13 protein-coding genes and 1 pseudogene are annotated in these 19,903 nt (G+C 65.8%); 9 read left to right on the top strand and 5 right to left on the bottom strand.

Annotated elements, in window-relative coordinates; translation table 11 throughout:
• Positions 1–5: 5 nt before the first annotated feature.
• Together VF194_RS07410 and VF194_RS07405 are read right to left on the bottom strand one after the other, a co-directional pair.
• Complete coding sequence (locus VF194_RS07410; protein WP_330889565.1) at positions 6–1,034, bottom strand: TAXI family TRAP transporter solute-binding subunit; 1,029 nt, start codon at positions 1,032–1,034, stop codon at positions 6–8.
• A gap of 60 nt (positions 1,035–1,094) precedes the next feature.
• On the bottom strand, positions 1,095–1,505 hold the full coding sequence (locus tag VF194_RS07405) for an HIT family protein (protein WP_330889563.1): 411 nt from the start codon (positions 1,503–1,505) through the stop codon (positions 1,095–1,097).
• 73 nt (positions 1,506–1,578) lie between these two features.
• Here VF194_RS07405 and VF194_RS07400 point away from each other — a divergent pair, with 73 nt between their 5' ends.
• Entirely contained in the window at positions 1,579–2,766 is a 1,188-nt protein-coding gene (locus VF194_RS07400; protein ID WP_330889561.1) for a class I SAM-dependent rRNA methyltransferase, read from the top strand.
• Between the two features lie 49 nt (positions 2,767–2,815).
• Here VF194_RS07400 and VF194_RS07395 read toward each other — a convergent pair.
• A pseudogene (locus VF194_RS07395) lies at positions 2,816–3,936 on the bottom strand (pyridoxal phosphate-dependent aminotransferase).
• Between the two features lie 107 nt (positions 3,937–4,043).
• Positions 4,044–4,991, bottom strand: a complete 948-nt coding sequence (locus VF194_RS07390; protein ID WP_330889559.1) for a DMT family transporter — start codon at positions 4,989–4,991, stop codon at positions 4,044–4,046.
• Positions 4,992–5,123: 132 nt separating this feature from the next.
• Here VF194_RS07390 and VF194_RS07385 point away from each other — a divergent pair, with 132 nt between their 5' ends.
• From VF194_RS07385 to VF194_RS07350, 8 genes are all read left to right on the top strand, one after another.
• Positions 5,124–5,615, top strand: coding sequence for an Lrp/AsnC family transcriptional regulator (locus VF194_RS07385; protein WP_330889557.1), 492 nt, complete (start codon positions 5,124–5,126; stop codon positions 5,613–5,615).
• Positions 5,616–5,765: 150 nt separating this feature from the next.
• Complete coding sequence (locus tag VF194_RS07380) at positions 5,766–8,459, top strand: glycosyltransferase (protein ID WP_330889556.1); 2,694 nt, start codon at positions 5,766–5,768, stop codon at positions 8,457–8,459.
• Positions 8,460–8,514: 55 nt separating this feature from the next.
• On the top strand, positions 8,515–10,353 hold the full coding sequence (locus VF194_RS07375) for a hypothetical protein (RefSeq protein WP_330889554.1): 1,839 nt from the start codon (positions 8,515–8,517) through the stop codon (positions 10,351–10,353).
• Positions 10,354–10,405: 52 nt separating this feature from the next.
• A complete protein-coding gene (locus tag VF194_RS07370; protein WP_330889552.1) occupies positions 10,406–12,253 on the top strand; it encodes a sensor histidine kinase in 1,848 nt (615 codons plus the stop codon).
• Positions 12,246–13,613 carry a sigma-54 dependent transcriptional regulator gene (locus VF194_RS07365; RefSeq protein WP_330889550.1) on the top strand — a complete coding sequence of 456 codons (1,368 nt, stop codon included), beginning with the start codon at positions 12,246–12,248 and terminating at the stop codon, positions 13,611–13,613. Before VF194_RS07370 ends, VF194_RS07365 begins: the two co-directional genes overlap by 8 nt.
• A gap of 485 nt (positions 13,614–14,098) precedes the next feature.
• On the top strand, positions 14,099–15,061 hold the full coding sequence (locus tag VF194_RS07360; protein WP_330889548.1) for a TAXI family TRAP transporter solute-binding subunit: 963 nt from the start codon (positions 14,099–14,101) through the stop codon (positions 15,059–15,061).
• A gap of 78 nt (positions 15,062–15,139) precedes the next feature.
• The gene (locus VF194_RS07355; protein ID WP_330889546.1) at positions 15,140–17,227 is read left to right on the top strand and encodes a TRAP transporter permease; all 2,088 of its coding nucleotides are present in this window, start codon (positions 15,140–15,142) and stop codon (positions 17,225–17,227) included.
• On the top strand, positions 17,227–17,607 hold the full coding sequence (locus VF194_RS07350; RefSeq protein ID WP_330889545.1) for a DUF1850 domain-containing protein: 381 nt from the start codon (positions 17,227–17,229) through the stop codon (positions 17,605–17,607). The genes VF194_RS07355 and VF194_RS07350 overlap by 1 nt, the downstream gene beginning before the upstream one ends.
• Here VF194_RS07350 and VF194_RS07345 read toward each other — a convergent pair.
• A complete protein-coding gene (locus VF194_RS07345) occupies positions 17,588–19,855 on the bottom strand; it encodes a xanthine dehydrogenase family protein molybdopterin-binding subunit (RefSeq protein ID WP_330889543.1) in 2,268 nt (755 codons plus the stop codon). The genes VF194_RS07350 and VF194_RS07345 overlap by 20 nt on opposite strands.
• Positions 19,856–19,903: the final 48 nt, after the last annotated feature.

Genomic DNA, 19,903 nt, shown 5'->3' with positions numbered 1-19,903 from the left:
GGCTTTCATGTGATCAGGTTCAGCTCGCGGTAGAAGCGGGCGGCGCCGTCATGCAGGGGCGGCGCGGAAATGCCGATCACGGCAGTGCCGAGGCGGATTTTCTGCGCCATCAGCGGCCCGGCATCGAGGATCTTGCGGTTCTGCGGATGCCACAGCGCGCGCACCAGCTCGTAGGCCAGATCGGCATCGAGCGAATCCGCCACCAGCCAATGCATGCCGATGCTGACCGTGCTGATCTCCTTCACGTCGGTATAGGTGCCGGCGGGAATCACGTCGCGGCTGAAGAAGCGGTGACGGCGCAGCGCGCCGTCGATCTGCTTGCCGGCCAGAGCGACCAGATCGGCGACGCCGCGGTCGGTGAGATCGCCCACCGTGGGGGCCGGCTGGCCGGAGATCAGGAAGAAGGCGTCGAGTTCGTCCTTCGACATCATATCGGCGGCCTCGCCCGGATCGACTTCGACCACCTTGAGCTGGTTCAGCCGCAGGCCGTAGGCGGCGAGGATGATCTCGACGTTGAACCGCGTGCCCGAACCCGCGCGGTCCAGCGAAACGCGCTTGCCGGCCAGGTCGCGGACCTCGTCGATGCCGCTGCCGCGCCGCACCACCAGATGGACGGTTTCCGGATAGAGATTCGACAGCACCCGCAGGTTGGACAGCTTGCTGTGGCGGAAATAGACGCCTTCGCCCTGATAGGCGCTGTAGGCAAGGTCGGCCTGGGCGAAGCCGGATTCGATGCTTTCGCTGGCGACCGAGGCGATATTGGCGAGCGAGCCGGGGCTGGTCAGCGCGACCGCGATCAGGCCGGGTACGCCGCAGGAGCCGCCGCGATCGCAGGGGCGGCTGCCGGGCGGATTGGAGATCGCGGTGGCCAGCGTCGTGCCGACCGGGAAGGCGGTGGTATGGGCCGAGCCGGTCAGGATGCGGAAGAAGCGGCCTTCGGCGGCGCTGGCGCCGGCGGACGGGCCGAGGAAAGCCGCCGCACCCGCAGCGGTGCTGAAGGCGAGGGATCGGTTGAGGAAATCCCGGCGGCGCATAGGCCTCTTATACGCTCGGGCCAGGCTCCTGGCTAGGCGAAGCGGGCGGTGGGAGGCAGCCTAGACCCGCGCGATGAAGGCGTTCTGCAGCTTCGCGATCGTGGCGCGCAGCGCCGCCTCCTCATAGGGACGCGGCGGCAGGCGGCCCCAGACCGGCGCGGGCCAGGCCGGGTCCTCCTGAAAGCGGGCGATGACGTGGATGTGCAGCTGCGGCACCATGTTGCCCAGCGCGCCGACATTCAGCTTGTAGGGCTTGTAGATGTGCTGCAGCACGCGTTCGGCCTGGGCGATCTCATTGATCAGCAGCTTGCGCTGCTTCTCGCTCAGGTCGGCGATCTCGGTCAGATTGTCCGCCGCCGGAATGAGAATGAGCCAGGGATATTGTGCATCGTTCATCAACTGCACGAGACACAATTTCATGCGGCAGACCGCAAGCGTGTCGCGGCGCAATTGATCATGGAGTTGAAACATCGAATAGGGCTCGCAATCCAGGCGGCGATCAGGTATCGGATCGCGAGATAAACCAAACCTTGAGGCCTTGTCCATGCCTGCTTCGACGCTGCCCGTCCTGCGCGTGAAAGCGCGCGAAGAGCGCCGTGTTAGGGGTGGTCACCCCTGGGTTTACTCCAACGAGATCGAGATCGACGCTAAGGCGAAAGCGCTGCCGTCCGGTTGCATCGTCCGCCTCATTGACGCGCATGGCGGCGATATCGGACTGGCGAGTTTCAATCCGCATTCCCTGATCGCAGCGCGATTATGGACAACGGATACCGCCGCGCGCATAGATGCGGGCTTTCTCGCTACGCGGCTGCGGCGCGCATTGACGCTGCGCGAGCGGTTTTTTTCGCAGCCCTATTATCGGCTCGCGCATGCCGAGGCGGACGGCTTTCCCGGATTCGTCATCGACCGCTACGGCGATGTGTTCACCGTGCAGGCCAATACGGCGGGTGCGGACGACCTCACGCCGGCCTTGCTCGATGCGCTGCGTGCGGTGTTTGCGCCGCGCGCCGTGGTGCTGCGCAACGATACCGCCGTGCGGCAATTGGAGGGGCTGGCGCCCAGCATCGACCTCGCCTTCGGCCAACTCGAGCCGAAGCCAGAAGTGGAAGAGGGCGGCGTGCATTTCCCGCTCGATCTGCTGCAGGGGCAGAAGACGGGCTGGTATTACGATCTCGCCGAGGCCCGCGCCAGGCTGGCCCAACTCAGCCGCGGCCAGGACGTGCTCGACTGCTATTGCCATATCGGCGCCTTCGCGCTGACCGCGGCCAAGGCCGGCGCGCGATCGGTGCGCGGCATCGATCGTTCCGAACTCGGCATCGACCTGGCCAGCCAGGCGGCGACGGCGAACCGGCTCGATCATGTTGCCCGGTTCGAGAAGGGCGATGCCTTCGCGGCGCTGGAGAAGCTGCAGGGCGAACGCTTCGGCGTGGTGATCACCGATCCGCCCAACTTCGTCAAAAGCCGCAAGGATCTTGGTCCGGGCAGCCGCGCCTATCGCAAGCTTGCCAAGCTGGCCGCGCCGCTGGTGGCGCCGGGCGGCTTCTGGTTCGTCGCCTGCTGCGCGCATCTGCTGCCCGGCGATCTTTTCGCCAGGGAAGTGTCGATCGGCCTGAGCCAGGCCGGACGCCAGGGCCGCATCGTGCTGTCCGGCGGCGCCGGGCCGGATCATCCGATGCATCCGCATCTGCCGGAAAGCGCTTATCTGAAATGGCAGGTGCTGCAGCTGGATTGACGGACCGATCGTCATGCCCGCTATCGCGGGAACGATGGAGAGCGGGCCTTTACCGTCTGTTCAGCCTGGCGAACCACGGCTCCAGGCGCCTGATCGCTTCGTCGATCACCGCCTCTTCCATGCAGAAGGAGAAGCGCAGGTAACGTTCGCCTTGCGCGGTGTCGAAATCGACGCCGGGGGCGGCGACCACGCCGGTCTCGTCCAGCATGCGGCGGCAGAAGGCGACGGAATCGCCGGTGAAATCGCCGACATCGACATACAGATAGAATGCTCCGTCCGGCGGTGCGAAACGCCTCACGCCAAGCCGCGGCAAGGCCGCCAGCAGCCGGTCGCGGTTGCGGCGATAGAGCTGCACCCGGGCATTCATCTCCTCGTCGCTGTCAAGCGCCGCGAGCGCGGCAATCTGCGACAGCGTCGGCGCCGAAATCTGCAGGCTGCCGGCCAGCGCCTCGATGCGCGGCACCAGCCGCTCGGGCAGCACCAGCCAGCCGATGCGCCATCCGGTCATGCCCAGTATTTGGAGAAGCCGTTGACGACGATCACCTCGTCGCCCGCCGCCAGCACGCTGCCGGCCGGCTGCTCGAAGGTGACGCCGTGATAGAGTTCGTCGACGATCAGCCACAGGCCGCGCCGGCGGCACGCCTCGTAGACGGCTTTCAGGTCCCGGGCGGAAAGCTTGGTTCCGGTCGGATTGGCAGGGCTGGCCACTACCACGCCGGCGACATGCTCGGGCAGCGCCTCGATCAGCGCCGGTGTCACCTGATAGCGCGTGCTGGCATCGGTCCCGAGACGGTAGGCATCGAGATTCACCGCTTTCAGCGTGCCGCGATAGGCCGGGTAGCTCGGCTCGACCACGGCGACGGTCTGCCCGGCCTCGAAGGCGGCCAGGAAGGCCAGCATGAAGCCCGATGACGTGCCGATGGTGACGGCGATGCGCTCCGCCGGGATCGTAAGGCCATAGCGCCGCCGGTAAAGCCGCGCGATGCCCTGGCGCAGCGCGTCGATCCCGAGCGCTTCGGTATAGCCGAGCCCGCGGCCCTTCTGCAGCGCGGCCTGCGCCGCCGCCACGGCGCGTTGCGGCGGCGGAAAGGTCGGCTCGCCGACCAGCAGGTTGACGACCTCGCCGCCGGCCTGCACCCGCGCATTCACCGCCTTGAAGATCTCCCACATGCGGTAGATCTCGAGGTCGCTGCGGGGCGAGGGCTGCGGGATCGGAAAGTCGCGGTCGCTATGCTTGGACATGGTCGGTCGTTGCTCAGATGGTGAAACCAGGATGTTCATGCCGGCCGGGGCCGTCTGGCGAAGACGCCGTTGGCCAGCGCGACGCCGAAGCTGACGGCGGCGATGCCGCTCCAGGTCGCCGTATCCGGCCATTCGCCCAGAAGGGGAATCGCCATGAGCGCCGTCAGCGCCGGAGTGAGGGCGCCGAAAGCGGCCGCGCCGGCGGCGCCGAGCCGGCGCACGGCAAAGCCATAGGCCGCCATGCTGAGCAGGCCTGAGGCGACCGACTGCACCAGCTGCACCGCGATCTCCGAAACCGGCGCGGCCGGCAGGCGGCTGTCGAGCCAGAGAAGATAGACCGGAGCATAGAGGATAAAGGACGAGACATAGATCAGGGCGACCGCCTGCCAGGCGGTGAGGCCGCTCTTTTTCATGGCGATGGTGTAGGACGCCCACATCGCGCCGGCTGTGATGAACAAAAGATCGCCGCGCCAGGCGCCGGTGGTGCCGTTAACCACCTGATGGCCGCCAACGGCGACGGCGCCCAGCAGCATCAGAAGGATGCCGGCCTTGCGGGCGGCATTGAACCGCTCGCCCAGCAGCAGCAGGGCGAGCAGGGCGGCGAACAGCGGCATGACGCCGGGCATGAGCGCTCCGGCATGGGCGGCCGGAGCGAAGACCATTCCGGCGCTGCTGACCAGCATGAAGGGAACCCCGGCTCCGATCGCCAGGACGGCGAGCACCGGGCGGGAAATGCCGCGGAAGGCTTCGGCGCGGGCCGACCGCCACAGCAGGGGGAGCAGCAGCAGGGCGGGCAGCACGAGCCGCAGGAAGACGACGTCGTAAAGCGACAGCGAGCCGGTCACGCCAAAGCGGGTTGCGACCATGCCCGCCGCCCAGAGCACGACGGTGAACAGCGCGGCGGCAGCCCCCAGCAGGCGGGTCCGGTCCGGTTCGGCCCGGCTGAGGGCGGCGGTTGCGGGAAGGCAGGTATCGACGGACATGGGGGGCTCCTGGAAGCGTTTGCGATGGGCTTACCATGGCGCGGAAGGGCAGGGCATGTCCTTGCTATTTATGCCCTTCTGTAGGATATTTCGGCAATATATACGCAGATTATTCTTTGCAAGAGGCAGATTATGCCAAATCCTGACCTGGACGTGTTCGACTGGAAGATCCTCTCGGCGCTGCAGGAGGACGGTCGGCTGAGCAATGTGGAACTGGCCGAGCGGGTCGGCCTTTCGCCGTCGCCCTGCCTGCGCCGGGTCCGGCGGCTGGAGCAGGAAGGCTATATCCGCGGCTACCGGGCGGTACTTGACCGCCGCCGGCTGGGCCTGGGGCTGACCATTTACGTCGAGATCAAGGTGGAACGGCATTCCACCGAGAACGCGGCGCTCCACCAGCAGCTTCTGCAGGCGATCCCGGAGGTCGTCGCGGTCAATATGGTTTCTGGCGAGCCGGATTTCGTCGCCGAAGTCGTCGTACCGGATTTAGCGGCCTACGAGGAGTTGCTGACCCAGCGCTTGTTGTCGCTGCCGATGGTCAAGGATATCCGCTCGAACTTCGTCATCCGTCCGGTGAAGACCGATGCGCCTCTGCCGCTGTCTCATCTCGCCAAAGCGGACAGCTAGCCAGGAGATTTCGTCAGCCGCGGGCCCGAACGCACGATAACGTACCGTCCTCTCGACTCTATTTCGGCGTCACCGTATAGTCCGCCGTCCGCCGCAAAGCCGCCATATTGACCGCCTAGAGACTGCCCGAGCGGGCAGGTTGGCCGGTCGATGGTTGCTGCCGGCAAGGTCACCTCATATCTGCCAAGGGCAGCCATGCGCTATTCGGGACTTGTCGTCCTTCTCCTCGTTGCCGTCCTCAATCTTGCCGGATGGGCCTATCTCAACTGGCCCGTCGAGCCGCGGCCCTGGGGCCAAGTGATCAGCGGCGTCGACTACACGCCGTTCCGTGCCGATCAGGATCCGCGCGCCGGCAAATTCCCGTCCGATGAGGAAATCGAGCAGGACATGCAGATCCTCGCCGGCCAGGTGCGGCAAGTCCGCACCTATTCGACGCTGGACGGCCAGGGCAAGATCGCCGAGATCGCCGGGCGCTACGGCCTCGAGGTGATGCAGGGCACCTGGCTGGACAACCGGCTGGACCGCAACGAGAAGGAAATCGAGAACCTCGTCCGCATCGCCGATACCCAGAACAACGTACATCGCGTGCTGGTCGGCAACGAAACCTTGCTGCGCGCCGACATGCCGCTCCAGGATCTGATCCAGTATATCCGGCGGGTGCGCACCGAGCTGGCCAATCGCGGCAAGCATGTCGAAGTCTCCACCGCCGAGACCTGGGACATCTGGCTACGCTATCCGCAGCTCGGCAAGGAAGTCGATTACATCGCCATCCATCTTCTGCCGTATTGGGAAGGCCAGTCGCCGGAGAAGGCGGTCGAATACGCGCTGGAGCGCTATCAGCAGGTCAAGGACGCCTACCCGACCAAGAAGGTGGTGATCACCGAGGTCGGCTGGCCCTCCGAAGGCCGCATCCGCCGCGACGCGGTGCCGAGCCCGACCAGCCAGGCCTCCTTCCTGCGCCTGTTCCTCAACATCGCCAACCAGCGCGGGCTCGACTATTACGTCCAGGAAGCCTTCGACCAGCCCTGGAAGCGCAATATCGAAGGCAGCGTCGGCGCATATTGGGGTCTTTATACCGCCGATCGCACGCCGAAGTTCCCCATGGTCGGCCCGGTCAGCAACCGCCCGAACTGGCCGCAGCTCGCGGCGGCTTCCGTGCTGCTGGCGCTGCCGCTGATGGCCTGGTTCCTGGCGCGCTGGGCGGAGCTGCGCTTCATCGGCCGCGTCTTCTTCGTCGCGCTGATCCAGCTGGTGACCAGCGCCATCGTCATGGTGATCGATTCCGGCCTGCGCACCTATATGAGCCCCGGCATCGCGGTGATGTGGGCGATGCTGCTGCCGCTGCTGTTCATGCTGTTCCTCGTCGTGCTGGCCGAAGGGCTGGAAATGTCGGAGGTGATCTGGTCGAGCCGGCGCAAGCGGCATTTCCTTCCCTTCAAGACCGATATCGAGCGCAGCTGGCCGAAGGTGTCGATCCACGTCCCGGCCTATAACGAGCCGCCGGAGATGCTGAAGAAGACGCTCGATGCGCTGGCGCGGCTGGATTATCCGAATTTCGAAGTCCTGATCATCGACAACAACACCAAGGACGAGAAGGTCTGGCGTCCCATCGAGGAATACTGCAAACAGCTCGGCGAGCGTTTCCGTTTCTTCCATGTCGCGCCGCTGAAGGGCTTCAAGGCCGGCGCGCTGAATTTCGCGCTGCGCCATACCGCCAAGGATGCCGAGATCATCGGCGTGATCGACGCCGACTACCTGATCGAGCCGGATTGGCTGAAGTCGCTGGTGCCGTATTTCGACCGGGCCGATATCGGCTTCGTGCAGGCGCCGCAGGATCATCACGACTGGAAGAACGACCGCTTCAAGGAATTCATCAACTGGGAATATGCCGGCTTCTTCCAGATCGGCATGGTTCAGCGCAACGAGCGCGACGCCATCATCCAGCACGGCACGATGACGCTGATCCGCCGCGCCGCCATCGAGCATGTCGGCCCCTGGGCGGAATGGTGCATCTGCGAGGATGCCGAGATGGGCCTGCGCCTGCTCGCCGGCGGCTGGCATTCGGTCTATACCGACCGCCGCTTCGGCTATGGGCTGACGCCGGACAGCTTCGCCGGCTACAAGAGCCAGCGCTTCCGCTGGGCCTATGGTGCGGTGCAGATCATGAAGCGGCATTGGCGCGACATGCTGCCGGGGGCGGATCGCAAGCTCGACCCGATGCAGCGCTATCACTTCATCACCGGCTGGATGCCGTGGTTCGCCGATGCGCTGGGCCTGGTCTTCGCCATCGCCTCGCTGATCTGGACGGTCGGCGTCATGACCCTGCCGAAATATTTCGAACTGCCGCTGGCGCTGTTCCTGCTGCCCGTGGTGGCGGTGTTCGGCGCCAAGCTGGCGCAGTTCCTCTGGCTCTATAAGATACGCGTGCCCTGCACTTTCCGCCAGCGCATGGGGGCCGGCCTTGCCGGCCTGGCGCTGACCTATACGATCGCGCGGGCGATGATCTTCGGCCTGTTCACCTCGAAGCTGCCGTTCATCCGCACGCCCAAGCATGAGGACCAGCCGGCTTTCCTGCAGGCGCTGATCATGGCGCAGGAGGAAACGCTGCTCGGCGCGCTGCTGGTGCTGGCCGGCATCGCCATGTGGAATTTCCAGGGCGGCGAAGATCCAGAAGCGCGGCTCTGGGCGGTCGTCATGTGGGCGCAATCGGTGCCCTATTGGGCCTCGCTGGTCCTGGCGGCGATCAACGTGGCGCCGAAGCCGCCGAGCAAGACCGTCCCGGCGCCGGCGCCGCAGCCGCCCGCGCAGGCCGAGATCGGCTCGCAGGGCAGCCCTGCCCAGTGACGTCGTTCCCGTGACGAACCGCCAGTAACCCGCCTCGCCCGCCGCGGATCGCCCCATGCATGCGCCGACCTCCAAGCCGGCTTCCCGCCTTCTGTTGCTGCTGCTCTGCGTCGGCCTCGCGGCCGCGCTCAACGTCGCCGGCTGGTGGTGGCCAAGCCGGCCGGTCGCGGTCGGCAGCGATCCGCATGGCGCCAAGGTCGGCCTGATCGACAGCGTTTCCTTCGCGCCGTTCCGCCGCGGCCAGGGTCCGCTCGACAAGGTCTATCCGAGCCGCGAGCAGATCGAGGAGGACATCGCCAGTCTGAAAGGCATCGCCAAGGGCATCCGCACCTATACCTCGCTGGAGGGCATGCAGGTCGTGCCCGAGATCGCCCGCCGCTACGGCATAGAGATGACGGCGAGTGCCTGGCTCGGTCAGGAGCACGACATCAACGAGAAGGAGGTCGCGGCCCTCATCGAGCAGGCGAACCGCTATCCCGACGTCATCAAGCGCGTGATCGTCGGCAACGAGGTGCTGCTGCGCAAGGATCTCAAGGCTGACGAACTGATCGGTTATATCCGCCGCGTCAAGGCGGCGGTGAAGCAGCCGGTCTCCTATGCCGATGTGTGGGAATACTGGCTGCAGAATCCGCAGCTGCTGAACGAGGTCGATTTCATCACCGTGCATTTCCTGCCCTATTGGGAGGACCAGCCGGTCGGCGTCGACGACGCGATGCCGCATATCCTCTGGGTCTACGACACTATCCGCAAGAACCTGCCGGGCAAGCCGGTGCTGATCGGCGAGGTCGGCTGGCCGAGCGAAGGCCGCTCGCGCCGCGCCGCCGTGCCGACCCGTACCGAGGCGGCGACCTTCATCACCGATTTCCTGCGGCTCGCCCAGGACAAGGGGCTCGAATACAATCTGGTGGAGGCTTTCGATCAGCCCTGGAAAGTGGCGCTGGAGGGCACGGTCGGCGGCAGCTGGGGCGTTCTGGACGAGTTCCGCCATCCGAAATACGAGCTCGGCGGCGCGGTTTCGAACCTGCCGCAATGGCCGCTGATCGCCGCGATGGCGGTGCTGATCGCGCTGATCGTCGTCATCCCCCGGGCGCAGCGTGTCGCCGCCCTGCCGCCCGGCCGCATGTTGGCCGCTGCGCTGTTTGCGCAGGGCATCGGCGCCTTTCTGGCCGCCACCTTGGAATACGGGCTGGAGCATAACTACTCGACGCTTCGCTTTGCGGAATTCGTCGCGATGGGGTGCCTGCAGGCGGTTTTCGCGGCCATGCTGTATGGCGAACTGCTCGACCGGCTGCAGGGGCTGGCGCGGCCGGCGGTGCCGCTGCGCTCGCTCGATTTCAGCCTGCAGGAATTGCGCCGCTGGGGCTGGTCTTATCTGCCGTTCCGCCGCCGGAAGCTGCCGCCGGCGCAGCAATACGAGCTGCAAAGCCTGCGCCGCATCCGCTTCGCCGAATGGCTGTTTGCGCTTTTCGCCGTGCTGGCGGCGTATCAATGCCTGATGCTGGTCGTGGCCGGGCGCTATCGCGATTTCCCGCTCGACTATTTCCTGCTGCCGGCCGTCGGCTTCCTTGCCCTGCGCCTGACCGTATCCGCATTCGGCGCGGCGGAACGCGGCGCGGCGCTATTTGCGCTCGGCTTCGGCTTCGGCAGGGTTCAGCCGCAGCAGGCCTGCAAGGGCCGCTTCCGCGTCGAGGCGATCCTGGGCTATCTGCTGCTCGTCCTGCCGGTGCTGGTGCTGGTGATCGAGCGGCTGAGCAATCGCGAAGCGATCTACTGGTCGGCGACGGCCGCCGCCTACAGTCTGCCGCTGCTGGCCAATCTCCTGGCCGCGCGCAACCCATGCGCCGCCCAAACGGCACGGCCGCGCAGGGTGGCCGCAAGCCTGCGGGAAGGATAAGATCGCGCCTTCCGGGGCAGGGCCCCGCCAGCAAGGAGAACGCCTCTCTATCATGGCCAGGCAGGCGTCATTGTGGATCGGGGGACGCCGGCGGCTCATCGGCTTCGGCATCGTCTTCTGCGCGCTGTCGCTGATGCTGGCCTGGTGGCTTGCCGATGCGGCCCGGCAGTCGGCGATGGACGATCTGGAGATGAAGGGGCGCCAGCGGCTCGGGCTTTATCTGTCGTCCTTCCGCAATCATCTGGAAAAATACGAATACCTGCCCGCCGTGCTGGCGCAGGACCGCGACGTGCAGCTTCTGCTGCATCATCCCGACGACAGGCTGCTTGCCGCCAATGTGAACCGGCGGCTCGAGCATCTGAACAGCGCGGCGCGCACCTCGGTGCTGTATGTGATGGATTTGTCCGGCACGACGCGGGCGGCCAGCAACTGGGCCGGGCCGACGAGCTTCGTGGGCCAGAACTACAGCTTCCGTCCCTATTTCAAGCACGCCCTGGCCGAGGGGCGGGGGCGCTATTTCGGCATCGGCGTCACCACCGGCCAGCCGGCCTTCTTCTTCGCCGAAGCCATCCGCGATGCGGAAGGCGTCATCGGCGCGGTGGTCGTCCGCCTCGACATCGAGCCGCTGCAGCGGGAATGGGAAGAGGCCGGCGAGACGGTTCTGCTCGCCGACGAGTTCGGCATCGTCTTCCTCACCAGCCGGGCGGGCTGGCGCTTCAGCCTTCTGCATCCGCTCGATCCCGCGGCGCGGCGCATCCTGGACGAGACCAAGAAATATGTCGGCACGCCGCTGCGCCTGCTGCCGCTGCCCAACCGCGGCAGCTGGAACGGCAATCCGCTGGTCGAGACCGACGGGCGCGACTACCTGCGGCAGGAGCAGGATCTGCCGGCCTATCAATGGCGGATGATCTATCTTTCCGACATCACGCCGGCCCTGGTGCAGGGGCGTCTGGCCGCCTTCGGCACGCTGGCCTGCGCCGCCCTGCTGGCGCTGAGCCTGTTGTTCTGGCGTCAGTACCGCCAGCGCCAGAATGCCCGCGAGGCCGTCGCCGCCGCCTTGCGGCAGGCACGCGACGAGCTGGAGGCCCGCGTGGCCGAGCGCACCAAGGATCTGCAGGAACAGGTGCGCGAGCGCGAGCGGGCCGAACGCGTGCTGCGCGAGGCGCAGAACGAGCTGGTGCAGGCCGGCAAACTGGCGGCGCTGGGCCAGATGTCGGCCGCCATCGCGCATGAGATGAACCAGCCGCTCACCGCCATCAACACCTTTGCCGCCGCCTCGCGGCTGCATATCGAGCGCGGCGATCTGAAAAGCGTGACCGGCAATCTCGCCATGATCGAGGATCTGACCCGCCGCATGGCGGAGATTTCCCGGCATCTGAAGACCTTTGCCCGCAAGGGCGGCGCCGAATGCCAGCCGGTAGCGCTGCTGTCGGTCGTCCAGCGGGCTTTGGTTCTGCTCGAATCGAGAATCCGGCTGGAGCGTATCGAGGTCGATCTGGACATCCCGGCCACCGCCGAGGTTATGGCCGAGGATATCCGGCTCGAGCAGGTGGTGATCAATCTGCTGCGCAATGCCTGTGATGCGATGGTGGACAGCGCGGTCCGGCATCTGGATATTGCCGCCAGGCGCGATGGCGGCGGCTGGGCGCTTACGGTTGCCGATAGCGGGTCCGGGATTCCCGCCGAACACAAGGCGCGCCTGTTCGACGCCTTCTTCACGACCAAGCAGATCGGCGACGGACTGGGGCTGGGACTTGCGATTTCGCGCAGCATCGTGCGGGATTTCGGCGGCCGTCTGACGGCGGAGAACGGTGCGGCGGGCGGCGCCGTCTTCACGGTGTGGCTGCCAGTGCCGGCCACCGAGACCGTGGCGGCGCAGGCGAGGAGTGCAAATGGCTGAGAAGCCTTTGGTCATATTCGTCGACGACGAGGAGCCGGTCCGTCTTTCGGTCCGGCAATGGCTGGAGCTGGCCGGCTTCGCGGTCGAGCTTTACGAGGATGCCTCCAGGGCGATCGGCAGCCTGTCGCGCGATTGCCCGTCCATCCTCGTTTCGGATGTGAAGATGCCGCAGATCGACGGCCTGCAGGTGCTGCGGCGCGCGCAGGCGATCGATCCCGACCTGCCGGTCATCCTGGTCACTGGCCATGGCGACATCGCCATGGCGGTCGAGGCCATGCGTCTGGGCGCCTACGATTTCGTCGAAAAGCCGTTCTCGCCCGAGCGCCTGACGGAGACCTTGCGCCGGGCCGCCGAGAAGCGGCGGCTGGTTCTGGAAAACCGCCGGCTGCATTCGCAGCTCGCCTCGGCCAGCGGCATCGCCGCGAGGCTGATCGGGACCAGTCCGGCCATGGAGGATCTGCGGCGCGACATCCTCGATCTGGCGGCCAATCCGGTGGCGGTGCTGATCCACGGCGAGACCGGCGCCGGCAAGGAGCTGGTCGCACGCTGCCTGCACGACCTCGGGCCGCGCGCGGCGCATCCTTTCGTGGCGATCAACTGCGCGGCGGTTCCCGAATCGCTGTTCGAGGGCGAGCTGCTGGGCTATGAGCGCGGTGCCTTCACCGGCGCCACCGACCGCCGGATCGGACGATTGGAATACGCCCATCGCGGCACGCTGTTTCTCGATGAGATCGAAAGCATGCCGCTGGCCTTGCAGGCCAAGCTGCTCCGCGTTTTGCAGGAGAAGGCGATCGAGCGGCTTGGCTCCAACAAGACGATACCGGTCGACATCCGCGTCGTCGCGGCCACCAAGATCGACCTGCGCGCCGCTTCGGATGCGGGCAAATTCCGCGAGGATCTCTATTACCGCCTGAACGTCGCCGAACTGCAGTTGCCGCCCCTGCGCGAGCGGCGGCAGGATATTCCGCTGCTGTTTCGCCATTTCGCGGAGGAGGCGGCGCAGACCTATGCACGCGATGCTTCGCCGTTGGACGATGCGGCGATCGCCGCGCTGCAGGCCTATGACTGGCCGGGCAATGTGCGCGAATTGCGCAACGTCGCCGAACGCCATGTGCTGGGCCTGCGGGCCATGTCCGGGCCGCTGGCCAAGCTGACGCCGCAGGCGCCGGACGGCGCCGAGGCAACGCAGACCCTGGCGGCGAGCGTTGCGGCCTATGAGAAGCGCTGCATCGAACTGGCGCTGGCGGAAAGCAAGGGCGATGTGCGTCTGACCATGGAACGGCTGGGCCTGCCGCGGCGAACCCTGAACGAAAAGATGGAGCGCTACGGCATCGACCGGCGCCAATATCTGCAGGCCTGAAGGATCGCGGATAAGCAAAAATCCGCCCAGCCCGGCGCCGTATCGGCGGATTTATGCCGATCGGCGAGAACCGGCGTAAAACGAATCCTGTATTATCAATGCTCTAGCCGAGCCTTCCGCTGGTATGGCTCTTGCTACCATGAAGCCGCCCTGCCGATAGAGCGGGATGGTGCTCCGGGGGAGGAAATCCGGCGATGCAGTCTGAAGGCGATATGCCTTCGTCAGCACCGCATGCGAGAAACCTTTCTCTTTCTGGTCGCTTCCTGCCTCTGTCACAGGGCAATGCCGGTGGGAGCCGGTTTGCGGCGTTGCAAACGATGCAAGGTCAAAGACCTACATCGTTTGTGCACTGCAATTATCGGCGTTTGACGCGGGGTGGGGCGAGGTCCGGCAGGCCGAAAGGGTTTGCGGAATCGACCCTCAGTCGGTAAAAACGTCGCCCTGAGGTAGGTTTTGTAAACCTTTGATATGCGGGAGGAATACCCATGACCTTTACTCGCCGGACCCTGGTCGCCGCGGCGGCTGTGTCCTTTGCTTTCACGCTTGGTGCCGCCAGCGCTCGCGCGCAGGAATTCGTGAATATCCTGACGGGTGGAACCTCGGGCGCCTATTATCCGATCGGCGTCGCGCTGGGCAACATCTATAGCAAGGCGATTCCGAACGCCAAGGTGCAGGTGCAGCCGACCAAGGCGTCGGTGGAGAACCTGAATCTGCTGAGCACCGGCAAGGGCGAATTGGCGCTCACGCTGGGCGATACGCTGTCCAATGCCTGGAAGGGCGATGCCGAGGCGGGCTTTTCGCACAAGCTGAGTACGCTGCGGGTCCTTGCGGCGGCCTATAAGAACTACATCCAGATCGTTGCCACCAAGGATTCCGGCATCAAGTCGCTGGCCGATCTGAAGGGCAAGCGCATCTCCGTCGGTGCGCCGAAATCCGGCACCGAAATCAATGCCCGCGTCGTGCTGGGCGCCGCCGGGATCAGCTACAAGGACTTCCAGAAGGTCGAGTATCTCGGCTTCGGCGAGTCGGTCGATCTGATGAAGAACCGGCAGATCGACGTGACCCTGCAGTCGGCGGGCCTCGGCGTGTCGTCCATCCGCGATCTCGCCTCCTCGGTCGAAATCGTGATAGTTCCGGTCCCTGCCGATGTGGTGAAGAAGATCGGCGACGCCGCCTATCTTCCCGCGACCATCCCGGCCGGAACCTATACCGGTCAGGATCAGGCCGTTCCGGCCGTGGCGGTGGCCAATTACTTCGTGACCACCACCAAGGTCAGCAACGATCTCGCCTATAAGATGACCAAGGCTCTGGTCGAGAACCTCGACACTCTCTATGCGGCGCATTCCGCGGCCAAGGGCATCGTCAAGACCGAGATGGCCGCCAATCCGCCGGTGCCGCTGCATCCGGGTGCGGAGAAGTACTACAAGGAAGCCGGCCTGCTGAAGTAACGGCTTTCGCAATGTCTGCGCCGGCGCCGCTTTCATGGCGCCGGCGTTTTTACAGGTTTACTTCCAGGGTGGCGCTGCATGACTGCGAATAACGAGCCGACGACGATTGTCGACCGCGAGAATCCCGTACACGGGGCGGCGGCTCTCTCGGGCTGGCAGGGCAAGGCAGTGTTCGTCATTGCCATCGCCTTCACCTTCTTCCAGATCATTACGGCGGCTTTCAGCCCGTTGTCGACGCTTGTGTTGCGCAGCGTCCATGTCGGCTTCTTGCTCACCCTGACATATCTGCTGTTCCGGTTTCGCCGTGGCGACCATAGCGACCGCGCGCCCTGGTATGATATGGCGCTGGCGGCGATTGCTTTCGTTCTGTCGTTCTATCACTGGATATTCGAGGGCGATCTGATCCAGCGCGCCGGCGACCCGTCGACCATGGATCTCGTGGTCGGCACGATCATGACCGTAATGGTGATCGAGGCAGCGCGCCGCGTGATGGGATGGGAACTTCCGCTGCTTTGCTCGATCTTCATTCCCTATGCCATTTTTGGCCGCAGCCTGCCGGGCTTTCTGATGCACCGCGGCTTCGATTTCGGCCAGGTGATCGACACGCTGTATTTCGGCACCGAGGGCATTCTGGGCACGCCGATTTTCGTGTCTGCCACCTACATCTTCCTGTTCATTCTGTTCGGCGCCCTGCTTGAGCGCGCCGGCATGATCGGTCTGTTCAACGACCTCGCCTTGGGGACAGTGGGCCACCACAAGGGCGGTCCGGCCAAGGTGGCGGTCATCTCGTCCGGCCTGATGGGCACCATCAACGGCTCGGGCGTGGCCAACGTGCTGACCACCGGCCAGTTCACCATCCCGCTGATGAAGCGCTTCGGCTATCGCCCCGCCTTTGCCGGCGCCGTCGAGGCCTGCTCCTCGATGGGCGGCCAGATCATGCCGCCGGTGATGGGCGCGGTCGCCTTCATCATGGCGGAAACGATCGGCATTCCCTATTCGCAGGTTGCATTGGCGGCGGTCATTCCGGCCGTGCTGTATTTCTTCTCCGCTTTCTGGATGGTGCATCTGGAAGCCGGCCGCGCCGGGCTGGTCGGATTGAAGAAGGAAGACTGCCCGAACGCGCTCAAGGCGCTGATCGAAAGATGGTACCTGCTGCTGCCGCTGGCGGTGCTGGTCTATCTGCTGTTCTCCGGCTTCACGCCCCTGTTCGCCGGCACGATGGGCATGGCGCTGACGACGGTGGTCATCCTGGGGCAGCAGGCAACCGGGCCGCTGAAGGTGACGCTCTATCGCGTGATCTTCTGGGTCGGCCTCGGCCTGTGCGCCGCCGTGCTCTATCGCTACGTCGGCCTGCGCCTGGAGAGCGTCGCGATCGCCATGATCGTTCTTCTGGTGGTGCTGACCTGGTTCACCAAGGGCGGCCTGGAGACGCAGAGACTGCTGCTGCAGAGTTTTGCCGATGCGGCCAAAGGCGCGCTCGGCGTCGGCGTCGCCTGTGCGCTGGTCGGCATTTTGATCGGCATCGCCCAGATGACCGGTCTGGCCAACGAGCTGGCTCGCGGCATTCTCGCGGTTGCCGGCGACAACCTCCTCCTGGCGCTGATGATGACGATGGTGACCTGCATCATCCTCGGCACCGGCATTCCGACCATCCCGAACTATATCATCACCAGTTCGATGGCGGCTCCGGTGCTCGAGCAGATGGGCGTTCCCATTCTGCTGGCGCATATGTTCGTGTTTTACTTCGGCATCATGGCCGACCTGACGCCGCCGGTGGCCCTGGCTGCCCTGGCCGCGTCCTCGATCGCCAAGGAAAGCCACATCAAGATCGGCTTGAACGCGACCAAGATCGGCCTGGCCGGCTATGTCGTGCCTTTCATGGCGGTCTATACGCCGGCGCTGATGCTGCAGGGCGGCACCTGGTTCGATACCACCTATGTGACCGTCAAGGCCATCATCGCGGTCTGCCTCTGGGGCGGCGCCGCCAGCGCCTGGCTGATCGGCCGGATGAGCTGGGTGGAACGCATCTGGGCGACGGCTGCCGCCTTCCTCTTCGTCATTGCGGTGCCGTGGACGGATGAAGTCGGCTTCGTGCTGGCGGTAACCTTCATCGCTTTCCATTGGTGGAAGACCCGGCGCGCCGAGGCCAAGCCGGCAGAGGCCTGATGCCGGGGCTTTGTCTGGCTTTGGGCGCGGCGGTCGTTGCGCTGCATGCCGGTACGGTGGATTTGCGCTGGACCCATAGCGTGCAGAAGACCGAGTGGCGCGAGACCTGGCAGGCTACCGATGCCGGTCTCGTCGTCAAGCAGGCTGCCGTGCAGTCCAGCGGGGCGGGCATGGATCCGGGCGAAAATGCCGTCTTCAAGGACGGTTTCTGGGTCTGGCACCCGAAACTGCCGCCGCAGCCGCAGCTCATCCTGACCCGTTCGCCCTATACGCCCGGCGACTGGCATGTCTGCATCAAAGGCGAATGTCGCGATCTCGGCAGCTATTTCCCCGGGATCGGTCCCGAACAGGCGGTGACGCTCAAGCCCTGTGCCCGGTGAGCGACAGCGGCAGATTGCGCAGGCGTTCGCCGGTCGCGGCGAAAACCGCATTGGCCAGAGCCGGCGCGGCCGGCGGCACGCCCGGCTCGCCCAGTCCGCCCGGCGCCGCTTCGCTCCCGATGAGATGGACGTCGACCCGCGGCGCATCGGCCATGTGCAGCATCTGATAGGTATCGAAGTTGCCTTCCTGCACCGCGCCATTCTGCAGCGTGACGCGGCCATAGAGCGCGGCCGTCAGGCCGAAGATCGCGCCGCCGGACAGCTGAGCGACGGCGATCGCGGGATTGATCACAGTGCCGGCATCCGCGGCGCAGACGATGCGATCGGGTTTTATCCTGCCGTCATCGACGCTGATTTCGGCAACCATGGCGACGATGGTGCCGAAGCTTTCGTGCAGGGCGATGCCGCGGCCTTTACCCGCCGCAAGCGGCGTGCCCCAGCCGGCCCTGGCGGCCGCCAATTCAAGCACCGCCAGATGGCGCGGGCTGCCGGCCAGTAGCGCGCGGCGATAGGCGAACGGGTCCTGTCCGGCGGCATGGGCGGCTTCGTCGATCATGCATTCCTTGACGAAGGCGTTATGCGAATGCCCGACCGAACGCCAGAAGCCGACCGGCACCGGCGTTTCGGCAGCCACGTATTCCAACGCCGCGTTCGGGATGCCGTAGACGCCGTCGAGGCTGCCCTCGATGGAGGTCTCGTCCGGCCCGAGCCAGGTGGTCGGCGGAAAGACCCGGCGCATGATGGACGGCGAGGCCAGATCCTGCTTCCAGGCGATCGGCCGGCCGGCGCCGTCGAGGCCGGTCTTGATGCGATGCAGGGCGGCGGGGCGATAGAAGTCGTGCCGCATATCCTCCTCGCGCGGCCACATCACCTGCACGGGCCGTCCGGTCACCGCCTTGGCGACCTGCGCGGCGGCGGCGACGAAATCCGCTTCCGAGCGGCGGCCGAAGCCGCCGCCCAGATAAGTGGTGTGGACGCGCACCCGGTCTTCCGAGACGCCAATGGCTTTGGCGGCGGCCTGCTGCACCGCCTCCTGCGCCTGGGTCGGCGCCCAGACATCCACCCCGTCCGGGCCGACCAGCGCCGTGGCATTCATCGGCTCCATCGTCGCATGCGCCAGGAAAGGCAGGCGGTATTCCGCCGAGACGATTTTCGCCGCGCCGCCCAGCGCCTTGTCGACATCGCCGGTCTTATGCGCGAGCTTGCCCTCGCCGTCGATCGCGTCGTGCAGGCGGCGCCATAATGCCGCGTCGTCAAAGCCGGATTCCGGGCCGGGCGTCCATTCCGCCGTCACGGCTGAGCGCGCTTGCATGGCGCGCCAGGAATTGTCGGCGACGACGGCGAAGCCATCCGCCAGCGGCACCACTGCCTTGATGCCAGGCCGCTTCAGCGCCTCGGCGCTCTCCAGCGATTTCAGCTTGGCGCCGAAATGCGGCGCCCATTGCATGGCGGCGAAAAGCTGGTCCGGCTGGCGGACATCGAGGCCGAACACGGCCTTGCCGGTCACCTTGGCTTCGGTGTCGACGCGCTGATCATGTTTGCCGATCAGCCGCCAGGCCGAACGCGGGCGCAACGGAATCTTGTCCGGCGGTTCGATCTGCGCCGCGGCATCGGCCACGGCGCCGTAGGAAAGGCTTTGCCCGCTCGGCTCATGGGTGACGATGCCGGCCGCCGTCGTGCATTCGTCCGCCGGCACCTGCCATCGCGCGGCGGCTGCCTGCACCAGACGGAAGCGTGCTTCGGCGCCGGCCCGCCGCATCGGCTCGAAGCCGCCGCGGATGCTGGTCGAGCCGCCGGTGACCTGCTGGCCGACGAGGCGCCCAAGCCTTTCCACGGCCCAGAGCGGCAAACCGCTGAGCCGCTCGGCCTTGCCGCCGGTCAGCATCGATTTCACCAGATAGACGTTCCGGTAGGCCTTGTCGGCCGGGGCATTGCGGATCGTGACCTGCATCGGGTCGACATCCAGCTCTTCGGCGATCAGCGTGGCCAGCCCCGTATGCGCGCCCTGGCCCATTTCCGAGCGGTCGAGCAGGAAGGTGATGCGGTCGTCCCGGCCGATATGCAGCCAGGCATTCAGTCGCGCCACCAGCGGCATGTTCACCGCGTTCTGTCCGCGCGCCGCCTTTGCCGGCAATTGCAAGCCGATCAGCAAGCCGCCGGCCGATAGCGCCGCACCGCGCAGCGCTTCCCGCCGGGTGAGGGCGAGGCGGCGGCGCACGGGCGGGAAGCGTGGAGCGATCGGCGGCATGGTCGAAGGATACCGTGGAGGGGATCAGCCGCCAAATGCAACCTGCAG

The organism is Ferrovibrio sp. (genome assembly GCF_036381655.1).
In the GTDB taxonomy this organism is placed as follows: domain Bacteria; phylum Pseudomonadota; class Alphaproteobacteria; order Ferrovibrionales; family Ferrovibrionaceae; genus Ferrovibrio.
Note: the sequence above shows the minus strand (reverse complement) of the source record. Positions and strands in the feature narration are given on the sequence as shown.

Excerpts from the sequence above, each read along its gene's own strand:
- VF194_RS07410 (WP_330889565.1), bottom strand. The coding sequence starts at position 1,034 with ATGCGCCGCCGGGATTTCCTCAACCGATCCCTCGCCTTCAGCACCGCT.
- VF194_RS07405 (WP_330889563.1), bottom strand. The coding sequence starts at position 1,505 with ATGTTTCAACTCCATGATCAATTGCGCCGCGACACGCTTGCGGTCTGC.
- VF194_RS07400 (WP_330889561.1), top strand. The coding sequence starts at position 1,579 with ATGCCTGCTTCGACGCTGCCCGTCCTGCGCGTGAAAGCGCGCGAAGAG.
- VF194_RS07390 (WP_330889559.1), bottom strand. The coding sequence starts at position 4,991 with ATGTCCGTCGATACCTGCCTTCCCGCAACCGCCGCCCTCAGCCGGGCC.
- VF194_RS07385 (WP_330889557.1), top strand. The coding sequence starts at position 5,124 with ATGCCAAATCCTGACCTGGACGTGTTCGACTGGAAGATCCTCTCGGCG.
- VF194_RS07380 (WP_330889556.1), top strand. The coding sequence starts at position 5,766 with ATGGTTGCTGCCGGCAAGGTCACCTCATATCTGCCAAGGGCAGCCATG.
- VF194_RS07375 (WP_330889554.1), top strand. The coding sequence starts at position 8,515 with ATGCATGCGCCGACCTCCAAGCCGGCTTCCCGCCTTCTGTTGCTGCTG.
- VF194_RS07370 (WP_330889552.1), top strand. The coding sequence starts at position 10,406 with ATGGCCAGGCAGGCGTCATTGTGGATCGGGGGACGCCGGCGGCTCATC.
- VF194_RS07365 (WP_330889550.1), top strand. The coding sequence starts at position 12,246 with ATGGCTGAGAAGCCTTTGGTCATATTCGTCGACGACGAGGAGCCGGTC.
- VF194_RS07360 (WP_330889548.1), top strand. The coding sequence starts at position 14,099 with ATGACCTTTACTCGCCGGACCCTGGTCGCCGCGGCGGCTGTGTCCTTT.
- VF194_RS07355 (WP_330889546.1), top strand. The coding sequence starts at position 15,140 with ATGACTGCGAATAACGAGCCGACGACGATTGTCGACCGCGAGAATCCC.
- VF194_RS07350 (WP_330889545.1), top strand. The coding sequence starts at position 17,227 with ATGCCGGGGCTTTGTCTGGCTTTGGGCGCGGCGGTCGTTGCGCTGCAT.
- VF194_RS07345 (WP_330889543.1), bottom strand. The coding sequence starts at position 19,855 with ATGCCGCCGATCGCTCCACGCTTCCCGCCCGTGCGCCGCCGCCTCGCC.